This window comes from Mycobacterium sp. SP-6446, from assembly GCF_001954045.1.
Taxonomy (GTDB): Bacteria; Actinomycetota; Actinomycetes; order Mycobacteriales; family Mycobacteriaceae; genus Mycobacterium.
In genome coordinates, this window is sequence record NZ_MBEM01000049.1 from 1 (window position 1) to 15,160 (window position 15,160).

At 66.3% G+C, this 15,160-nt stretch carries 17 protein-coding genes and 1 pseudogene; 7 read left to right on the top strand and 11 right to left on the bottom strand.

What is annotated here, in order from left to right:
• The 5 genes from A5736_RS03750 to A5736_RS03770 form a co-directional block, all read right to left on the bottom strand.
• Positions 1-198 (bottom strand): enoyl-CoA hydratase-related protein (locus A5736_RS03750; protein WP_254848275.1); only part of this gene is annotated, 198 nt, incomplete at its 3' end.
• Positions 199-225: 27 nt separating this feature from the next.
• Positions 226-462: a lipoyl domain-containing protein gene (locus A5736_RS03755; protein ID WP_076059921.1), complete on the bottom strand. Its 237-nt coding sequence runs from the start codon at positions 460-462 to the stop codon at positions 226-228.
• On the bottom strand, positions 455-1,453 hold the full coding sequence (locus tag A5736_RS03760; RefSeq protein ID WP_076244602.1) for an alpha-ketoacid dehydrogenase subunit beta: 999 nt from the start codon (positions 1,451-1,453) through the stop codon (positions 455-457). Before A5736_RS03760 ends, A5736_RS03755 begins: the two co-directional genes overlap by 8 nt.
• A 4-nt stretch (positions 1,454-1,457) precedes the next feature.
• The gene (locus tag A5736_RS03765) at positions 1,458-2,444 is read right to left on the bottom strand and encodes a thiamine pyrophosphate-dependent dehydrogenase E1 component subunit alpha (RefSeq protein WP_076244603.1); all 987 of its coding nucleotides are present in this window, start codon (positions 2,442-2,444) and stop codon (positions 1,458-1,460) included.
• A gap of 43 nt (positions 2,445-2,487) precedes the next feature.
• A complete protein-coding gene (locus tag A5736_RS03770) occupies positions 2,488-3,351 on the bottom strand; it encodes a mycofactocin-coupled SDR family oxidoreductase (RefSeq protein ID WP_076244605.1) in 864 nt (287 codons plus the stop codon).
• A gap of 196 nt (positions 3,352-3,547) precedes the next feature.
• On the opposite strand from A5736_RS03770, the gene A5736_RS03775 reads away from it, so the two are divergent.
• From A5736_RS03775 to A5736_RS03790, 4 genes are all read left to right on the top strand, one after another.
• Positions 3,548-4,768 (top strand): CaiB/BaiF CoA-transferase family protein, encoded by a 1,221-nt coding sequence (locus A5736_RS03775; protein ID WP_076244607.1) that lies wholly within the window; start codon positions 3,548-3,550, stop codon positions 4,766-4,768.
• A gap of 104 nt (positions 4,769-4,872) precedes the next feature.
• A complete protein-coding gene (locus A5736_RS03780) occupies positions 4,873-5,142 on the top strand; it encodes a metal-sensitive transcriptional regulator (RefSeq protein ID WP_076244609.1) in 270 nt (89 codons plus the stop codon).
• 38 nt (positions 5,143-5,180) lie between these two features.
• Positions 5,181-5,594: a DUF302 domain-containing protein gene (locus tag A5736_RS03785; protein ID WP_076124274.1), complete on the top strand. Its 414-nt coding sequence runs from the start codon at positions 5,181-5,183 to the stop codon at positions 5,592-5,594.
• Between the two features lie 232 nt (positions 5,595-5,826).
• Entirely contained in the window at positions 5,827-6,117 is a 291-nt protein-coding gene (locus A5736_RS03790; protein ID WP_076059932.1) for an ANTAR domain-containing protein, read from the top strand.
• Between the two features lie 236 nt (positions 6,118-6,353).
• Here A5736_RS03790 and A5736_RS03795 read toward each other — a convergent pair whose 3' ends face one another.
• Positions 6,354-7,100 (bottom strand): IclR family transcriptional regulator, encoded by a 747-nt coding sequence (locus A5736_RS03795; RefSeq protein WP_076244619.1) that lies wholly within the window; start codon positions 7,098-7,100, stop codon positions 6,354-6,356.
• Between the two features lie 66 nt (positions 7,101-7,166).
• Between A5736_RS03795 and A5736_RS03800 the strand changes: the two are divergent.
• A pseudogene (locus tag A5736_RS03800) lies at positions 7,167-8,506 on the top strand (FAD-binding oxidoreductase).
• Positions 8,506-9,315 carry a DAPG hydrolase family protein gene (locus A5736_RS03805; RefSeq protein WP_076244611.1) on the top strand — a complete coding sequence of 270 codons (810 nt, stop codon included), beginning with the start codon at positions 8,506-8,508 and terminating at the stop codon, positions 9,313-9,315. Before A5736_RS03800 ends, A5736_RS03805 begins: the two are co-directional and overlap by 1 nt.
• 80 nt (positions 9,316-9,395) lie before the next feature.
• Here the strand turns inward: A5736_RS03805 and A5736_RS03810 are convergent, their stop codons facing one another.
• Complete coding sequence (locus tag A5736_RS03810) at positions 9,396-11,123, bottom strand: DUF4407 domain-containing protein (protein WP_076244613.1); 1,728 nt, start codon at positions 11,121-11,123, stop codon at positions 9,396-9,398.
• A 176-nt stretch (positions 11,124-11,299) separates the two neighbouring features.
• Here A5736_RS03810 and A5736_RS03815 point away from each other — a divergent pair, with 176 nt between their 5' ends.
• Entirely contained in the window at positions 11,300-11,857 is a 558-nt protein-coding gene (locus A5736_RS03815; protein WP_076124285.1) for a hypothetical protein, read from the top strand.
• A 3-nt stretch (positions 11,858-11,860) separates the two neighbouring features.
• Here A5736_RS03815 and A5736_RS03820 read toward each other — a convergent pair whose 3' ends face one another.
• From A5736_RS03820 to A5736_RS03835, 4 genes are all read right to left on the bottom strand, one after another.
• The gene (locus A5736_RS03820) at positions 11,861-12,097 is read right to left on the bottom strand and encodes a hypothetical protein (protein ID WP_076244615.1); all 237 of its coding nucleotides are present in this window, start codon (positions 12,095-12,097) and stop codon (positions 11,861-11,863) included.
• A gap of 113 nt (positions 12,098-12,210) precedes the next feature.
• The gene (locus A5736_RS03825) at positions 12,211-13,956 is read right to left on the bottom strand and encodes a molybdopterin-dependent oxidoreductase (RefSeq protein WP_076244616.1); all 1,746 of its coding nucleotides are present in this window, start codon (positions 13,954-13,956) and stop codon (positions 12,211-12,213) included.
• 275 nt (positions 13,957-14,231) lie between these two features.
• Positions 14,232-14,702, bottom strand: a complete 471-nt coding sequence (locus A5736_RS03830) for a nuclear transport factor 2 family protein (RefSeq protein ID WP_076244618.1) — start codon at positions 14,700-14,702, stop codon at positions 14,232-14,234.
• A partial coding sequence (locus tag A5736_RS03835) for an LLM class flavin-dependent oxidoreductase (protein ID WP_139333120.1) occupies positions 14,699-15,160 on the bottom strand: 462 nt, incomplete at its 5' end. The genes A5736_RS03835 and A5736_RS03830, both read right to left, overlap by 4 nt.

Sequence of the window (15,160 nt, forward strand, 5' to 3'; positions counted from 1 at the left end):
GCAGAAGCCCTTGCCGTTGGCCTTGAGGATCAGCACCTTGATGTCGTAGTCGCGGTCGGCGTCCAGCAGTGCCGCGTCGACCTCTTCGGCCAGCTTCTGGTCCTGGGCGTTGGCCTTCTCGGGCCAGTTCAGCGTGACCCGTGCGATGGGGCCTTCCTTTTCGTAGATGATTCTCTCGCGGGTCTCATTGAGGTCCATGTGTGTGCGTACCTTTCGCTTTGCCGATTATGAAGTAATGACGCCGATTTCGGCGCCGATGTCGTAGGTGGTGCCGAGCTGGCCCGTCCACTGCACGGTGCCCGACGCCCCGGCTTCGATTTCCTGTTCCACCTTTTCGGTGGCGATCACGTAGATCGGGGTGCCCTCTTCGACATGCTCGCCAGCATCGACCAGGAAGTCGGTCAGCTCGGCTTCCGAGACGGCCACCGACACTCGTGGGATGCGAATGACGAAGTCAGCCACGCGCTTCCGCCCTGTCCAGGGTTCGCTGCGCGGCCGCGACGATCCGGGCCGGCGACGGGTACACCTGCGCCTCGAGCGCGGCCGCGGCGGGGTTGGGGACGAACCTGGCGCCGACCCGCTCGACGGGCGCCGCCAGCTCGCCGAACAGCTCCGATTGCAGAATCGCGGCGATTTCCGCTCCCGGCCCGGCGAATTGCACTGCGTCGTGGACGATTACGGCTCGCCGGGTGCGGCGGGCGGAATCGACGATCGTCTCGACGTCGAGGGGAAGGAGGGTGCGCAGGTCGACGACCTCCGCGCTGACGCCCTGACCGTCGAGCGTGTCCGCCGCCGCCAGCGCGTCGTGCACGGCGCGCCCGTAGGCGATCAGACTCACATCGGAGCCCGGTCGCTTGATGTCGGCCTGGCCGAGCGGAATCGAGAACCCGGGCTCGACGGGAACGGGCCCCTTCTTGCCCTGCAGACGGATCGTCTCGACGAACAGGCAGGGGTCCTCGTCGAAGATCGCCGAGGTCAGCAGGCCCTTGCCGTCGCGGGGGGTGGAGGGCACGATCACCTTCATCCCGGGGATGTGCATGAACCACGCCTCCAGGCTCTGGGAATGCGTGGCACCGGTGGCCAGTCCCGCGTACACCTGGGTGCGGATGGTGATCGGCGCGGTCGTGCGCCCTCCGGTCATGAATCGCAGTTTCGCGGCATTGTTGATCAGCTGGTCTGCAGCGATGCCGATGAAGTCCATGATCATGATCTCGGCCACCGGCAGCAGCCCGTCCATGGCGGCGCCGATCGCCGCGCCGACGATCGCGGCTTCCGAGATCGGTGTGTCCAGGACCCGGTCGTGGCCGTACTTCGTCGACAGCCCGGCGGTCGGGCCCGACGCCCCGGGATCGGCAATGTCCTCGCCCAGCAAGAAGACTCGGTCATCGGTCGCCAGCGCCTCGTCCAGCGCGAGGTTGAGCGCCTCGCGCATGGTCATCTCTTTGTCGTCCATGTCCTTACACCGGGAACTTGATCGGGGTTGCGTAGACGTCCTGGTCGAGTTCGTCGCTCGACGGGGGTTCCGCGCCCATAACGGTTTTCAACGCCGCCTCCACGGTCGCGAGGGCCCCGGTGTCGATGCGGTCGAGCTCGTCCTCGGTGCAGATGCCGGCCTCGGCGAGGTGCCCGCGGAACCGCGGCACCGGGTCGGCCGCCATCGCCTCCGTCAGCTGCTCCTTGGGGATGTACGGCATCCGATCGCCGAAGTAGTGGCCACGGAAGCGGAACGTCACGCACTCGATGAAGGTGGGGCCGGCGCCGTCGCGCGCCCGGCGCAGCGCGTCGTCAAGCGCGGACTTCACGGCGAGCGGGTCGTTGCCGTCCACCCGGATGCCCGGCATGCCGTAACCGGCGGCCCGATCGGCGACCCGTTCGAGCTTCATGGTGTCTGTGGTCGGTGTCATCTCGGCGTACTGGTTGTTCTGGCACACGAAGACCATCGGTAGATCCCACAACGCGGCCATGTTCGCCGCCTCGTGAAACGAGCCGGTGTTGGTGGCGCCGTCGCCGAAGCTGACCACCGTGACGCGGTCGATGCCCTTGCGCTGGGCGGCCATCGCCAGGCCCACGGCCACCGGCGGCCCGGCTCCGACGATCCCGGTCGAAAGCATCACGCCTTTGTCGGGTTTGGCGATGTGCATGGTGCCGCCCTTGCCGCGGCCGGCGCCGACCGTGCGTCCCATCATCTCGCCGTAGATCTCCTCGAGCGGGACCCCCTTGCCGATGAGGTCGTGCAGCCCCCGGTACGTGGTCACCAGCTGGTCGTCATCTCGCAGCGAGACGCCCATCGCTGCGGCGATCGCCTCCTGGCCGCGCGAGGGCCAATACACGCACATGAACTCTCCGGTGCCGATGCCCTTGGACAGTCGGTCATCGGCCGCCTTCATCAGGACCATGAGCGCGTAGATGTCACGCTGTACGTCTGGGGGGTGAGCGTCGGTCATCGCGTAGTTCCGCTGCGGTGCAGTCCGATTGGTGCCACTGCCGTCACGCACCCGACCAAGGCTTCACCTTCAGGAAGCCGCCGCCGTCCACCCGCAGCTGCTGGCCGGTGATGTAGCGTGCCGCGTCGGAGGCGAGGAACACCACCGCCTCGCTGATGTCCTCGGGTTCGACATAGGGGATCGGCATCGCTTGCACCACGGGGAAAACCGGTTCGGCGTCCTCGCGCGTCGGTTCTTTCAAGTCGGGCCGGAAGGCCCGGTACATCGGCGCGCTGTGCAACATGTCGGTATTGACATTCGTCGGGTGCACGGCGTTCATCCGGATCGAGAACTTCGCCAGCGCCAGGGCGAAGTCGTTGACGTAATGTGCGGCAGCGAGTTTGGCGAATGCATACCCAGCCCCACCGGGGCCGCCGTCGATCCCCGTGGTGTTCATCGACGACATGAATGCCGCGTTGGACCCGATCACGATGATCGACGCCCCGGCCTGCAGATGTTTGAGGCTCGCGTGCACCAGGTTGAGCACACCGAGCAGGTCCACGTCCACCGCGTCGGCGAAGGCCTGTGGCGGTAGCCCCGCGGTGAGCGGACAGATGCCGGCGTTGGCGACCACGATGTCGAGATGCCCGAACTCCGCGACACCTTCGTCGATCGCCGTGGCCAGCGCCACCCGGTCGCGAACATCGGCAATCGCGGTGAACGCGCGCTGACCCTCCTTCTCGACCAGGCGCGCCGTCTCTTCCAGATCCTCCGGCCGCGCCAGCGGGTACTCGTTGGTGTCGATGTCCGCGCACAGATCCACCGCAATGATGTCCGCGCCCTCCGCGGCCAGCATCCGCGCATGCGACCGCCCCTGACCGCGCGCGGCGCCACTGATCACGGCCACCTTGCCCGTTACCCTGCCCATCGCCCGTCCTTCGTCCCCGCGCTTATGTCAGCGACCCACGTTGGGGCCCAAAGCCGTTCGGATCGGGTCAATGGTCGGCTCCATCGCATCTCTTCCACGTAAAACTGCGCGTGGCTGCAGCCGGGCTCTCAGTATCCCTTAGAGTAGCTAGAATATCTAAAATAGCAAGAAATGGTGGCGGCTGAGGGGATCGGCGATGTCAGGCGTGCTGAGTGGGGTCCGGGTCGTCGAATTGGCCTCGTGGACGTACGTGCCGTCGGCCGGTGCCGCTCTGGCGGATTGGGGCGCCGACGTGATCAAGGTGGAAGGCGTCGCGTCCGGGGATCCGGGACGGGCGCTGGTGGTCGGTGGTTTCACCCGCGAAGCCGCCCGCCCGGACGCCGACTTCATCCTCGAGTTGGGCAACCGCGGCAAGCGCAGCATCGCCATCGACGTCAAATCCGAAACCGGCCGGGATCTCTTCGGTCGGCTGTTGGCCAGTGCGGATGTCTTCCTGACCAATTGGCTGCCGGCGGCGCTCGAACGGGCCCGGCTCACCGTCGAGGACATCCGGGCGTTCAACCCGAAGATCATCATCGCGCGGGGGACCGGCCTCGGGGTGCGCGGCCCGGACCGGGATCGCGGCGGTTTCGACGCCGCCACCTATCTGGCGCGGGGCGGGGTCGCCTACACATTGACGCCGTTCGGGTCCGAAACGCCCGCCGTCCAGGGCCCCGGTTTCGGGGATCTGCAGGGCGGGGCAACCCTGGCCGGGGGCGTGTGCGCCGCGTTGTTCCACCGGGAGCGCACCGGTGAGCCGACGATCGTCGACTCGTCGCTGCTGGCCCAGGCGATGTGGGCCATCGCCCCGGCGATTTGCGCGGCCGATTTCTTCGACATCGACGGCATTCCGGGTGCGCCGCCGGGGCTGGCCATCAATCCGCTCGTGAATAGGTACAAGACCAAGGACGGCAGATGGATCCAGCTTGTCTTCCTGCAGCCCGACAAATTCTGGGCCGGATTCTGCGAGCGAATCGGTCTGCCGGAGCTGGCCACCGACGAGCGCTTCGTGCCGTCGAGCAATCTGATCGCCAATGCGGCCGCGGCGACCGAGATCGTGGCCGAGACGTTCGCCGCCCATGACCTCGCGCACTGGCAGAAGGTGCTGGCCGACGAGCCAGGGGTGTGGGCCGCGCTGGCCACGCCGCGGGAGACCCTCAACGACCCACAAGTCGAACCCAACGGATACGTGGTGACCAACGTCGACGACCACGGCGAGAAATACCGGATCGTCGCGGCACCCGTCCAATTCGACGAAACGCCGCCGGGGCCGGCGCGTGCTCCAGAGCATGGACAGCACACCGAGGAGATTCTGCTCGAGCTCGACGTCGACTGGGACGACATCGCCAAGGCCAAGGACCTCAGAGCCATTCTGTGAGGCGGCGGCCGCCCCTTGATTTTGATACCCCATGGGGTATAGTGGCGGTTGCTGATATACCCCATGGGGTACCTGTGGGGTAGCGCAACGAAACGGAGGATCCAGTGGTCGGCGATCGGGACAGCGTCACGGCGGTGCTGAACCGCCTACGGCGCGCTCAGGGCCAACTTGCCGGTGTGATCTCGATGATCGAGCAGGGCCGCGATTGCAAGGACGTCGTTACCCAGCTCGCCGCGGTGTCCCGAGCCCTCGACCGGGCCGGGTTCAAGATCGTGGCAACCGGGTTGAAGGACTGTGTCGCGGGAACCACCGTCGACGGCGCGGCGCCCATGAGCGAAGCCGAGCTGGAGAAGCTGTTCCTGGCGCTCGCCTGAGGCGCGCGCGGGCAGCTTCCGGACAGGAAGGAAAATCGATGGACATCGCGATCTCAACACCGCTGCGCGCCTCTTTCGAAGACGCGGTCGCGCGAACTCGTGAGGCGCTCGCGGAGCAAGGGTTTGGCGTATTGACCGAGATCGACATGAAGGCAACGCTGAAAGCCAAACTCGGCGAGGACATGGAAAACTACCTGATCCTCGGCGCCTGCAACCCGCCGTTGGCGCATCGGGCAGTGGAGGCGAATAGGCAGATAGGGCTGCTGCTTCCGTGCAACGTCGTCGTGCGCGCGGACCCCGATGATGCGGACACGGTGCTCGTCGAAGCGATGAACCCTGGGCTGCTGGTGGAGGTTACCGGTGAGCCGGAGCTGCGTCCCGTCGCCGAAGAGGTTACGGACAGGCTGCGAGCGGCGATCGACTCGTTGAAACACGATCAGCCGGTCGGCTGATAGGCTCACGCGAATCATGTTCTGCGCCCGCGCCTTTGGCATCTGATCGATCTCAACACGATCACAACCGCGTATCGATGTAGGCGCCGGTCTGGCACAACCACGTCGATCCACAAATCATTGCACAGGGCACCTTTGAAGGATCGGGTCGCGAGTTGCGGGGACTCGCAAGGGATCCTGGCTCCACTGAGTAGTGGATTTCGTCAAGGCGTCAACAGGAGGTATCCGCAGCATGATGGCGAACTGGGTCCCGGCCCAGACTACGTGTGGCCCGAACTCCGGTCGCATTCTCGATACCGCGCGGGGCATTCTCATCGGACTCCGTCGGTGCCGCTCCGACGCGGCTTTCGACGAATTGCACAGCGCGGCACTGCGTCACCGTGTGCCGGTGTTTGCGATGGCGTGGGCGCTGGTCCACCTGGCCGGTGATGGCGAGAAGACGACCAGCTTCACCGATGCGCAGTCCGCGGCCCGTCGCGAATGGGGACCGCTATTCACCGAGTCGGCTGCGGTGATGAGTTGAGGGGCGATGAGGAACTTGGCACGGCCGGGGTCCCGGGGGGTACCGCGGCCGTTGCCAACTCTCATCGAGCGAGTCAAAAGCCCTCGGAGCGTGATGTTTTCCCGCTGCGGCTGCATTGGCCCACGCGATCGCGGCGCACCAGGCACTACCGTAAGAGCGCGATAGTTTCTTCCGTCACCGACGATGGCACGGTGAACTTTCTCCGGTGACGCTTGCCAGCCGGCGTCGTGGCGCGGTCAACGCGTCCACGCCGGCGCGCCGGCCGCCGCGCGCAGCGCGTCGACAATGCGCTGCTCCTTCTCGAGGAAGCGCTCGGTGGGTGCCGGCACGGATATTGCAACCACGGTGTCACCCACCGCCCGTCGTGCGATCGCGGCCGCGGAAATGCCGGGGGTATGTTCCCCGCGATCGAAAGCGATTCCGGTGCGGCGGATCTCGGCGATCTCGCGGCGCAACCCTTCGGCGACCGTCGGGTCAAACCGGGAGATAAGGCCGTCGGCGTCGGCGTCATGGAGGGCCGCGAGGGCCGCCTTTCCGTTTGCGGTGACGTCTAACGGGAATCGGAGGCCAACGGCCGAAACGGCCCGCAGGCGGTGTGACGATTCGATCTGGTCGACGAACCACATGCGCTGGCCACGCAGTATCGACAGGTCGACGGTCTCGCCGTCGGTGGCGCGCGATACTCGCTCAATGGTCGGACGGAAGATCGCCGCGACGCGCTCACCGGCGCCGCCGCCGAATCCCAGCACGCGCTCGCCCAGCGCGAAACGGCCGTGCGAATCGACACTGGCCAGTCCGACCTCGACGAGGCCCACCAGCAATCGGCGGGCGGTCGACTTGGCCAGCCCGAGTCGCTCACTGAGGTCGACGAGGCGCAGGCGCCCGGGCTCGGCGGCGATCTCATCCAGCGCTGCGGCGGCCCGACGCAGCACCTGGATGCCCTCGTCACGATTCGTCTGAGATTTCAGTTCCATGCGCGGCACCACCCCACTATAGTGTTCCGCATTACGGATCGTAAAGAACCGTATTGTGGATCAAAGGAGCTCCCGATGAGTGCGCTACCTGCAGGTCGGCACTATTTCCGCGGCGACGACGCGTATGAAGCCGCTCGCCGCGGCACCGTGTGGAACCAACGTGTCCCCGAGCGCTATCCGGAAGTGATCGTCGTGGCAGCCGGCGTCGACGACGTCGTCGGCGCGCTGCGCTACGCCCGGGCCAACGGCCTCAAGGTCAGCATCCGGTCGGGCGGGCACAGCTGGGCGGCCAACCATCTCCGTGACGGCTCCCTGCTGCTCGACATGAAGGGCGTCGACCACGCGACGATCGACGCCGACAAGGCCACCGCCGTCGTCGGACCGGGGAAGGGCGGCAGCGTGCTCATGAGCGAGCTGGAGGCCCAGAATCTGTTCTTTCCCGCCGGCCACTGCAAGGGTGTCTGCGTCGGCGGCTATCTGCTTCAGGGCGGCTACGGCTGGAACAGCCGCGTCTGGGGTTTGGCGTGCGAGAACGTGATTGGACTCGACGTGGTCACCGCGGGCGGCGAACAGATCCACTGCGACGCGGAAAACCATCCCGATCTGTACTGGGCCGCACGCGGGGCCGGTCCGGGCTTCTTCGGAGTGGTTACCTCCTTTTATCTCAAGCTCTTCCCGCGTCCGGCCGCCTGCGGTACGAGCGTGTACGTCTACCCGATCGAGCTGGCAGACGAGATCTACACCTGGGCTCGCAACGTCAGCGCCGAGGTCGACCGACGCGTCGAAATGCAAATCGTCGCAAGCAAAAGCGTCCCGAGCATGAACCTGGACGGCCCGGCCATCACCTTCGCCTCCCCGGCGTTCGCCGATTCCGAAAAGGAAGCGGAGGAGGCGCTGGCGATCTTCGGCACCGTCCCGGTTGTCGACAAAGCTCTGATCAAAGTTCCCTACCTGCCAACCGATATGCCCACCTGGTACGACGCCGTGATGAGCAACTACCTGTCCGACCATCGCTACACCGCGGACAACATGTGGACATCGGCCTCCGCCGAAGACCTGCTGCCCGGAATTCGCAACATCATCGACACAATCCCGGACCACCCGTCGCACTTCTTGTGGCTGAACTGGGGCCGTCACCACAGCGCCCGGACATGGCCTACAGCATCGAAGACGAGGTGTATCTGGCCCTCTACGGAGCCTGGAAGAACGAATCCGACGACGAGAAGTACGGCGACTGGGCGCGATCCAACATGGCGGCGATGTCGCACTTGGCCACCGGAATTCAGCTCGCCGACGAAAACCTCGGCCAGCGGCCGGCCCGGTTCGCCAGCGACGACGCCATGGTTCGCCTGGACAAGGTGCGCGCCGCCTACGACCCCGACGGATTGTTCAACAGCTGGATGGGACGAGTCTGATGGCCGGCGAACTCTACCTCGGCTATCGCGGCGACGACGCCCGGACGCCGTTCGGCAAGTTCTTCAAGCCCGAGATGGCAAGGCTGCCATCGCATGTCGTCGAGGCGTTACATCATGGTCCGCAGGCCGGGCCCGCGCTGCTGGCGTTCGAGTCCGCGGCGAGCCTCGCCGATGAGGGGTACCAGCAGACGGAGAACGGCTACGGCGTGCTCGACGACGGGAGCATGCAGGTGTCCGTGCGCACCGACATGCCCGGTGTCACGCCCGCGATGTGGGCGTGGTGGTTCGGTTGGCACGGCAGCGACACCCGTCGATACAAACTCTGGCATCCACGTGCGCACCTGTCGGCACGATGGAAAGACGGCGACGACGCCGGCCGTACGGGCGCGCAGCGCTACATCGGGCGTTGGTCGATGATCAGCGAGTACATCGGCTCGGCAAGGCTCAATGCCGCAATTCAATTCGTCACGCCGACGACCATGGGCCTGCCCGCAGATAACGACGATGCGGTGGCGATCTGTGCCCGGTTGGGGTCCGGCGACGCCCCGGTGGACGCGGGCTGGTTCGTCCATCAGATCCGCGCGACCCAGGGCGGGGCGGAAATGCGATCACGGTTCTGGATGGGCGGGCCGCACATCGCCGTGCGCAACGCTCCCGGCGTGGCGTCGCGTGCCGTCCGTCCCCTCGCGTCACGGGTGCTCGGCAACTCGGCGTCCTACGCTCGCAATCTGATGGTGCATTGCGCCCAGGAGATGAATCACCTGGCGGGTTTCCTACCCGATCTGTACGACGCCTTCGGCAACGATTGAACCGGGCTCAGGTGAATGCCGGCGCGACGAACCGTTGCACCAGTTGGTATTCCGTCTCGTGGCCGTCGGCTAGCCGCCGGTCATTCCGCGGGCGGCAGTTCGCGCGGGCCTTCGGGCGCACGGAGCCGACGGGGTCCGCTTCGCTCCACCAACTGCCGCTCGCGGTCGCGCTCCGCGAGTGACAAACCCTCCGCGTCGCCACCGGGTAGCGGCCGCGATGAGTGCGGCTCATGACGTACCTCATCGTGGGCGCGGCCTTCGCGCGACGACTGAATGCGGCCTCGGGACCGCTCGTCGGCGGGCTGCCGGTCCGCGGGGTCCGAACTCTCGGAGTCGACCGTGATCTTGCGAGTCCGCTTGAGCGAGAACGTGATCTCCTCGACCTCTTCGAATACCTGGCGGGCAGTACGCAGCGGCTGGGTGGTGTTGTCGATCACCCGCGCAACGAACGGCGGCACCAGCGGGCGAATCCAGCGCGCCGCGGCCTTCGTCGCGTCCGGAATCGACGGAATCAACGGCGTGGCGCGCTCATCGTGGGCATCGACCTCGCCTTCTGGTTCGATCTTCGCCGGCAATTGGGTGAGTGCTCGGCTGGCCGCCTCCGCTTCCGCGGCGATTGGCAGGTACATGTCTTCCTCCACTGGCTCGAACGTACGCTGCGCCGACGCGCGCAGGGGTGCCTCGAGGGCCTGCGCGACCCGGCGGCGCTGCTGTTCGCGGTCGATTTCCGCCTGCGCCTCGACGGCGAGGCGGGCCTGGGTGAGTTGGTGCTCGGCCCACAGGATTTCGGCCTCGCGGCGAACCTCGGCCCGCTTGACCGCGATCGCGGTATCCGCCTCGAGTTCGGCGCGTTCGCGCTCCGCGCGCGCCGAGGCATGCCGATCCTGAGTCGTCTCGCCACGCCAGAGCCGCAGGATCAGCGGCAGCAGGTAGATCAGCACGAAGAACGCGCTCGTCAGCAGCCGCAGCATCAGTGCCCCGGTGCTGGCGAACGTGAGGTCGTTCATTGCGACCCACCGTGCGCCGAGCCCTCGGCCGGCGCCCGCGACCACGTGTTGGCGTGCCTCGGTCAGCGCCTGTTCCTGGCGGGAGGCCTTGGCGTCCAGCTCCGGAGCCTGTCGGTCGCGACCCGCCAGCGCGGTGTCCAGCTCACGCTGCGCATCGGCGAGAAGCTGGTTGGCTGTTCGTGTCTCAGGCCCGGCGCCGGGGACTCCCGTGATTCGCGTCTGTGGGCACGCGGGCGTGGGGTTGTATTCGCAGCGCGCGATCACCAAGGCCTGGTCCTGATGCAGGCGGGCCTGTTCGACCGCGTTGTCGAGCGCAGTGCGCGCATCCCGCGTCTGTCGAAGCGATGCCGACGCTTGCGCGACCGCGGGCGACGAGTCGGCGCCGCGCAAGGCCCGCTCGTCGAGGCGATGCTCGATCGAGGCGGAGAACACCACCAACGCGGCGAGTTCGCCGACGACCACGCCGACCGCCATCGCGACGGCTGCGCGGCCGGCAATGCCTGGCCGGCCGGCGTCGGGCCCGCTGGCGGTGCCCCGCGTCACCGCGCCGACCAGCAAGCCGAATAAGAGCGTCAGCGGCACGATGGCAAGCACCGGCCAGCTCGCCGACTCCGAAACGGCCAAGGTCGCCACCAGCCAGGCCAGCGCGGACCCGAACAGGACGACGGCGCCGGCGACGGCATGGGTGGACCGCTCGTGACGTTCGCCGAGTTCGTGCCAGTGTCCACCGCCAAGCCAGGTGAACAGTGCCCCGAGCGGGGACGTGGCCGAGCGCGACTCGGTAGCTTCGTGGGCGCTCATAAGACTGAAAAACACCTCCAAGTCCTCCAGGGTCCCAGGCCGTCGGCCGACACACCGAATCGAAGCGACCGGGTGTGGTGTTGTTCACAACGGGATCAGGGCATCCGGACCGAAATTCCTGCGACGCGAGCAGATCAGCGGCCGTTTCGGCAGGTGACATGAGACGGTATAGGCCTATGCAGAACCACGATTATGTCACCTACGAAGAGTTCGGCCGCAGGTTCTTCGAGGTCGCCGTGACCCCCGAGCGCGTCGCCAACGCGTTTGCCGACATCGCGGGCAGTGAGTTCGCCATGGAGCCGATTGCGCAGGGGCCGGGCGGCATCGCCAAGGTCAGCGCCAACGTAAAAATCCACGACCCGCGAGTCACGCGCCGGCTGGGTGACAGCATCACGTTCGTCATACACATCCCGCTCTCGATCGATCTCCTCCTCGACTTGCGGCTCGACAAGCAGCGGTTTGTGGTCTCCGGAGACATCGCGTTGCGTGCCACGGCACGGGCCGCCGAGCCGCTGCTCCTGATCGTCGACGTCGCGAAGCCGCGGCCGTCCGATATCACCGTCAACGTGTCGTCCAAATCTTTTCGGGGCGAGATATTGCGCATCCTTGCCGGGGTTGACGGCGAGATTCGGCGTTTCATCGCGATGTACGTCGCCGAAGAAATCGACAAGCCTCAGTCCCAAGCCGCGCAAGTCATCGATGTCGCCCGCCAGCTGAACGAGTCCTGGCCCTAACGTCTACCGTCCGACGAGCGATTCGCGCTCGGCTTGCCGTATCCGCCTGCGGTCCATGGCAAGCCAATCCAGGCCGGCGCCCAGGGCCAGCAGGCCCACGATTGCCGCGTCGACGCCGGCGTTGACATGACCCAAAGCAAAATTGGCCACGCATACCACCAACGCAAGCACCGCGGCCGCAACGGCGACTCGCCCTGTCGTAAGGCCATGCCCGGAAAGCTCGCGCGAGACGTGCCTCATCGGCTCCTCCTCTGCTGTCTGACGTCACGCAGCTGGCCCGGGCAGCTCCTTTTCACGAGCTACCCGAAAAAGCTTCCCGCCAAACGACTTCGGAATGCCGGCGCCGTTGTGCCCTAGAGCGTCTGGTGACGCCCGAAATACTTGTGGTCTTCGCTGTAGCCGCCATAACCACTACCGATGTCGGAGTAGTCGGCGACGAACTCGATGCCCTTGATCCACTTCACCAGCTTGAAGCCGTGCTGCAATTCGTTGCGCAACCGCAGCGGTTTGCCGTGCATGTAGGGGAGCGGTTGGTCGTTCATGTTGTAGGCCAGCATCGTCATGTGGTGATCCATCTGGCCGATGTGATGGGCGTTGTAGTATATGCCGCCGGTGGCTCCGAGGCCCATCGAATAGAACACCACCCATTTGGCCTCGGGCAGCGGCTTGACGATGTCCATGATGGTCCGCATCTGGACGCCGCCCCACTTCGCCACGCCGGACCAGGCCTGGATGCAGAAGTGCTGGCTGATCTGGTCGTGATAGGGCAGTGCCTTCAAGTCGTCGAGCGAGAACTCGGTCGGGCGCTCGACGAGGCCATAAACCTTCAGTCGCCAATCACGAAAGTCGTTGGCCTCCAACTCTTTGTACTCGACGGTCTCGGGCAGGCGGCCATTGCGCCAGTGGTGCGGCGAGATGTCTTCTTCGGTGAAAGCACCGGGCTTGGGGTCAAGCTGCTCCAGTATCCGTTGGAACGGGCCGACGAGCGCGTAACCGACCCGCTGGACGACGCGTGGGTGCTTGATGGTGAACGGGGTGGCCCACACCCAGGCGATGGCGGTCACCACCATCGCCGCGGCGAAGATCCAGAAACCCATCCAGCTGTTGTCGTCGCGGGCGGCGAACATGTGGTTGAGGTTCTTCAGCGCGCTGGTCGCGAACACCAGTGTCACGTGCACGACGATGAAGAAGAGGAAATACACCAGCACCAGGAAGTGCAGCGATCGCGCGTGTTGAATGCTCAGTCGCTTGCTGAGCCAGTGCACGCGCTGCGACAGCGCCGGTGACATCCCCAGGCCGGTGATCAGCGCGGCCGGGGCGGCGATGAAGACGGTGGTGAAGTACGCCAACACCTGCAGGCCGTTGTAGGCGACCCATCCGTTGTCGGCCGGCCAGTGCTCCACCGACAGGTACTGGATTGCGACCGACACCGCGTTGGGGAAGACGTCCCAGCTGGTCGGCACGATGTGGCGCCACTGGCCCGTGGTGAACAGCAGCACGTAGAAGACCGCGCCGTTGAGCAACCACAGCACGTCGATTCCGAGGTGCCACCAGCGGGCCAACCCGATCGAGTGGCGGAAGCCGGGCAGCCCGAACTGCGGCGGCAACGCGACGGTGTCGGCGTTGGCGGTCCACAGCTCGTCGTCGGGTACCGGCGGGCCGACCCGCAGCCACTCATCCTTGCCGGGGGTGGCGTTGCGGCTGAAATAGAGCCGCGGATGGTCACAGAGAATCTGGATGCCGGTCCGGATGATGAACATCATCATGAACAGGTTGAAGAAGTGGGTCCAGCCAAGCCACGCGGGCACGCCGGGCGTCTTGGCGGGGATGTCGGCGCCGGGGTAGCGCTGGATGAACGCGTGCACCGCCGGCATGTTGTACAGCCCCTTGCCGATCGCGACCGCCGCTACCAGCAGGGCGAAGCCGATGGGGATCAGCCACATGAGGTTGAACCACTTGTCGCGGCCGACGCGCAGCTTCGGAGCGGTGGCCCGCCGGGTGAGGTCGAATCCGCCTCCGTAGGCCTCGACGTCGATGGTGTCTTCGGCGGTATGAATCTCGTTGCGGTAGTCCGGGATTGACGTCAGCGGCGTGCCCACCGCCAGTGTCGATACAGAGCCGTCGTGTGCTGCCCGATGATCGGTATTCGTCACGCGGCAGAAATTACCCCATAGCGCTTGTACGAATCCGCCTCGATCGGGACGAAACAGACCCGCCCGGCCCTTGCGGCCGTCGGCAATAGTTGCTGGGGGGCAAAATCCGCCTGGGCACGGGACAGCGTCTCCGCAACTACCCAGAAACTGCGCTATTTTCGCCGCAAACGCGGTTTCTTGGGGTGCCCTGTGAGTTTGGGCAAAGTCTTCTGCCAGGCGGCCTAGGCCGAGTCGTGCGGCCGCAATCGGCGCACCGGCCGGGTTTCGATGGCGTTGATCGTCAACGCCCTGCGGCCGATGCGCCAACCCGCGTCGGTCAACTCATAATCGTCGTCGTAGCGCAGATGCCAGACCACGTCGACAACCTCGTCGGGGCGTTGGGTCCAGTGATGCGCGATGCAGGCGATGCGGCCCCGCGCGCGGCCGGGTTGGGCGATCTCGTCGTACACCTCGCCGACGATCGCGTGCTCGGTACGCGCAACCGCGCCGACCGCGCCCACTGCCGCGGCGATCGCCCGGGGACCCCGGTGCAAATGTATCGGCTCCAGCGCGGACGGGGGGTCCGGCACCGCCAGCTCGCCGTTGGTGGTGAAAAGTTCGGCGACAGAGTCGAATTGACGATCATCCACGCCCGCGGCGTACCGGTGCACCAGGTCGCTGAGGCCGGCCCGGTCGCCGGCTGAAAGGGTCATGACGGGATCAGGGACAGCCGTTGCGCGCAATCCGACAGGATGTCTTGGGCCTCTTCGATATTGGAAGTCGGCGGCATCGACAGCACGATCCGGTCGGCGCCCTGATCGATCAGGCTGCCGGCGCGGTCGGCGTCGATCTTGGTGACGGCGTGACCCAGCGACACTTCCAGGCCCGCCGGATCACGGCCCGCCGACGACGCTTCCTCGCGCATCAGCGCGATGAGCGCCGCCAGCTCCGGACCCGTCACGCCGAGCGGCTGAAAGCCGTCGCCGAAACGTCCCGCGCGGCGCGCGGCCGCGCGGCTGTGCCCCCCGATGTGAATCGGGAGCCGTTCGCCGGCAACGGGTTTGGGGTAGCACATGACATCGTCGAAGTCGAAGAACTCGCCGCGATGGGACACGCCGCCTGGCTGGTCGGCCCACAGCGCGCGTAACACGGCCAACTGCTCGTCGGCCCG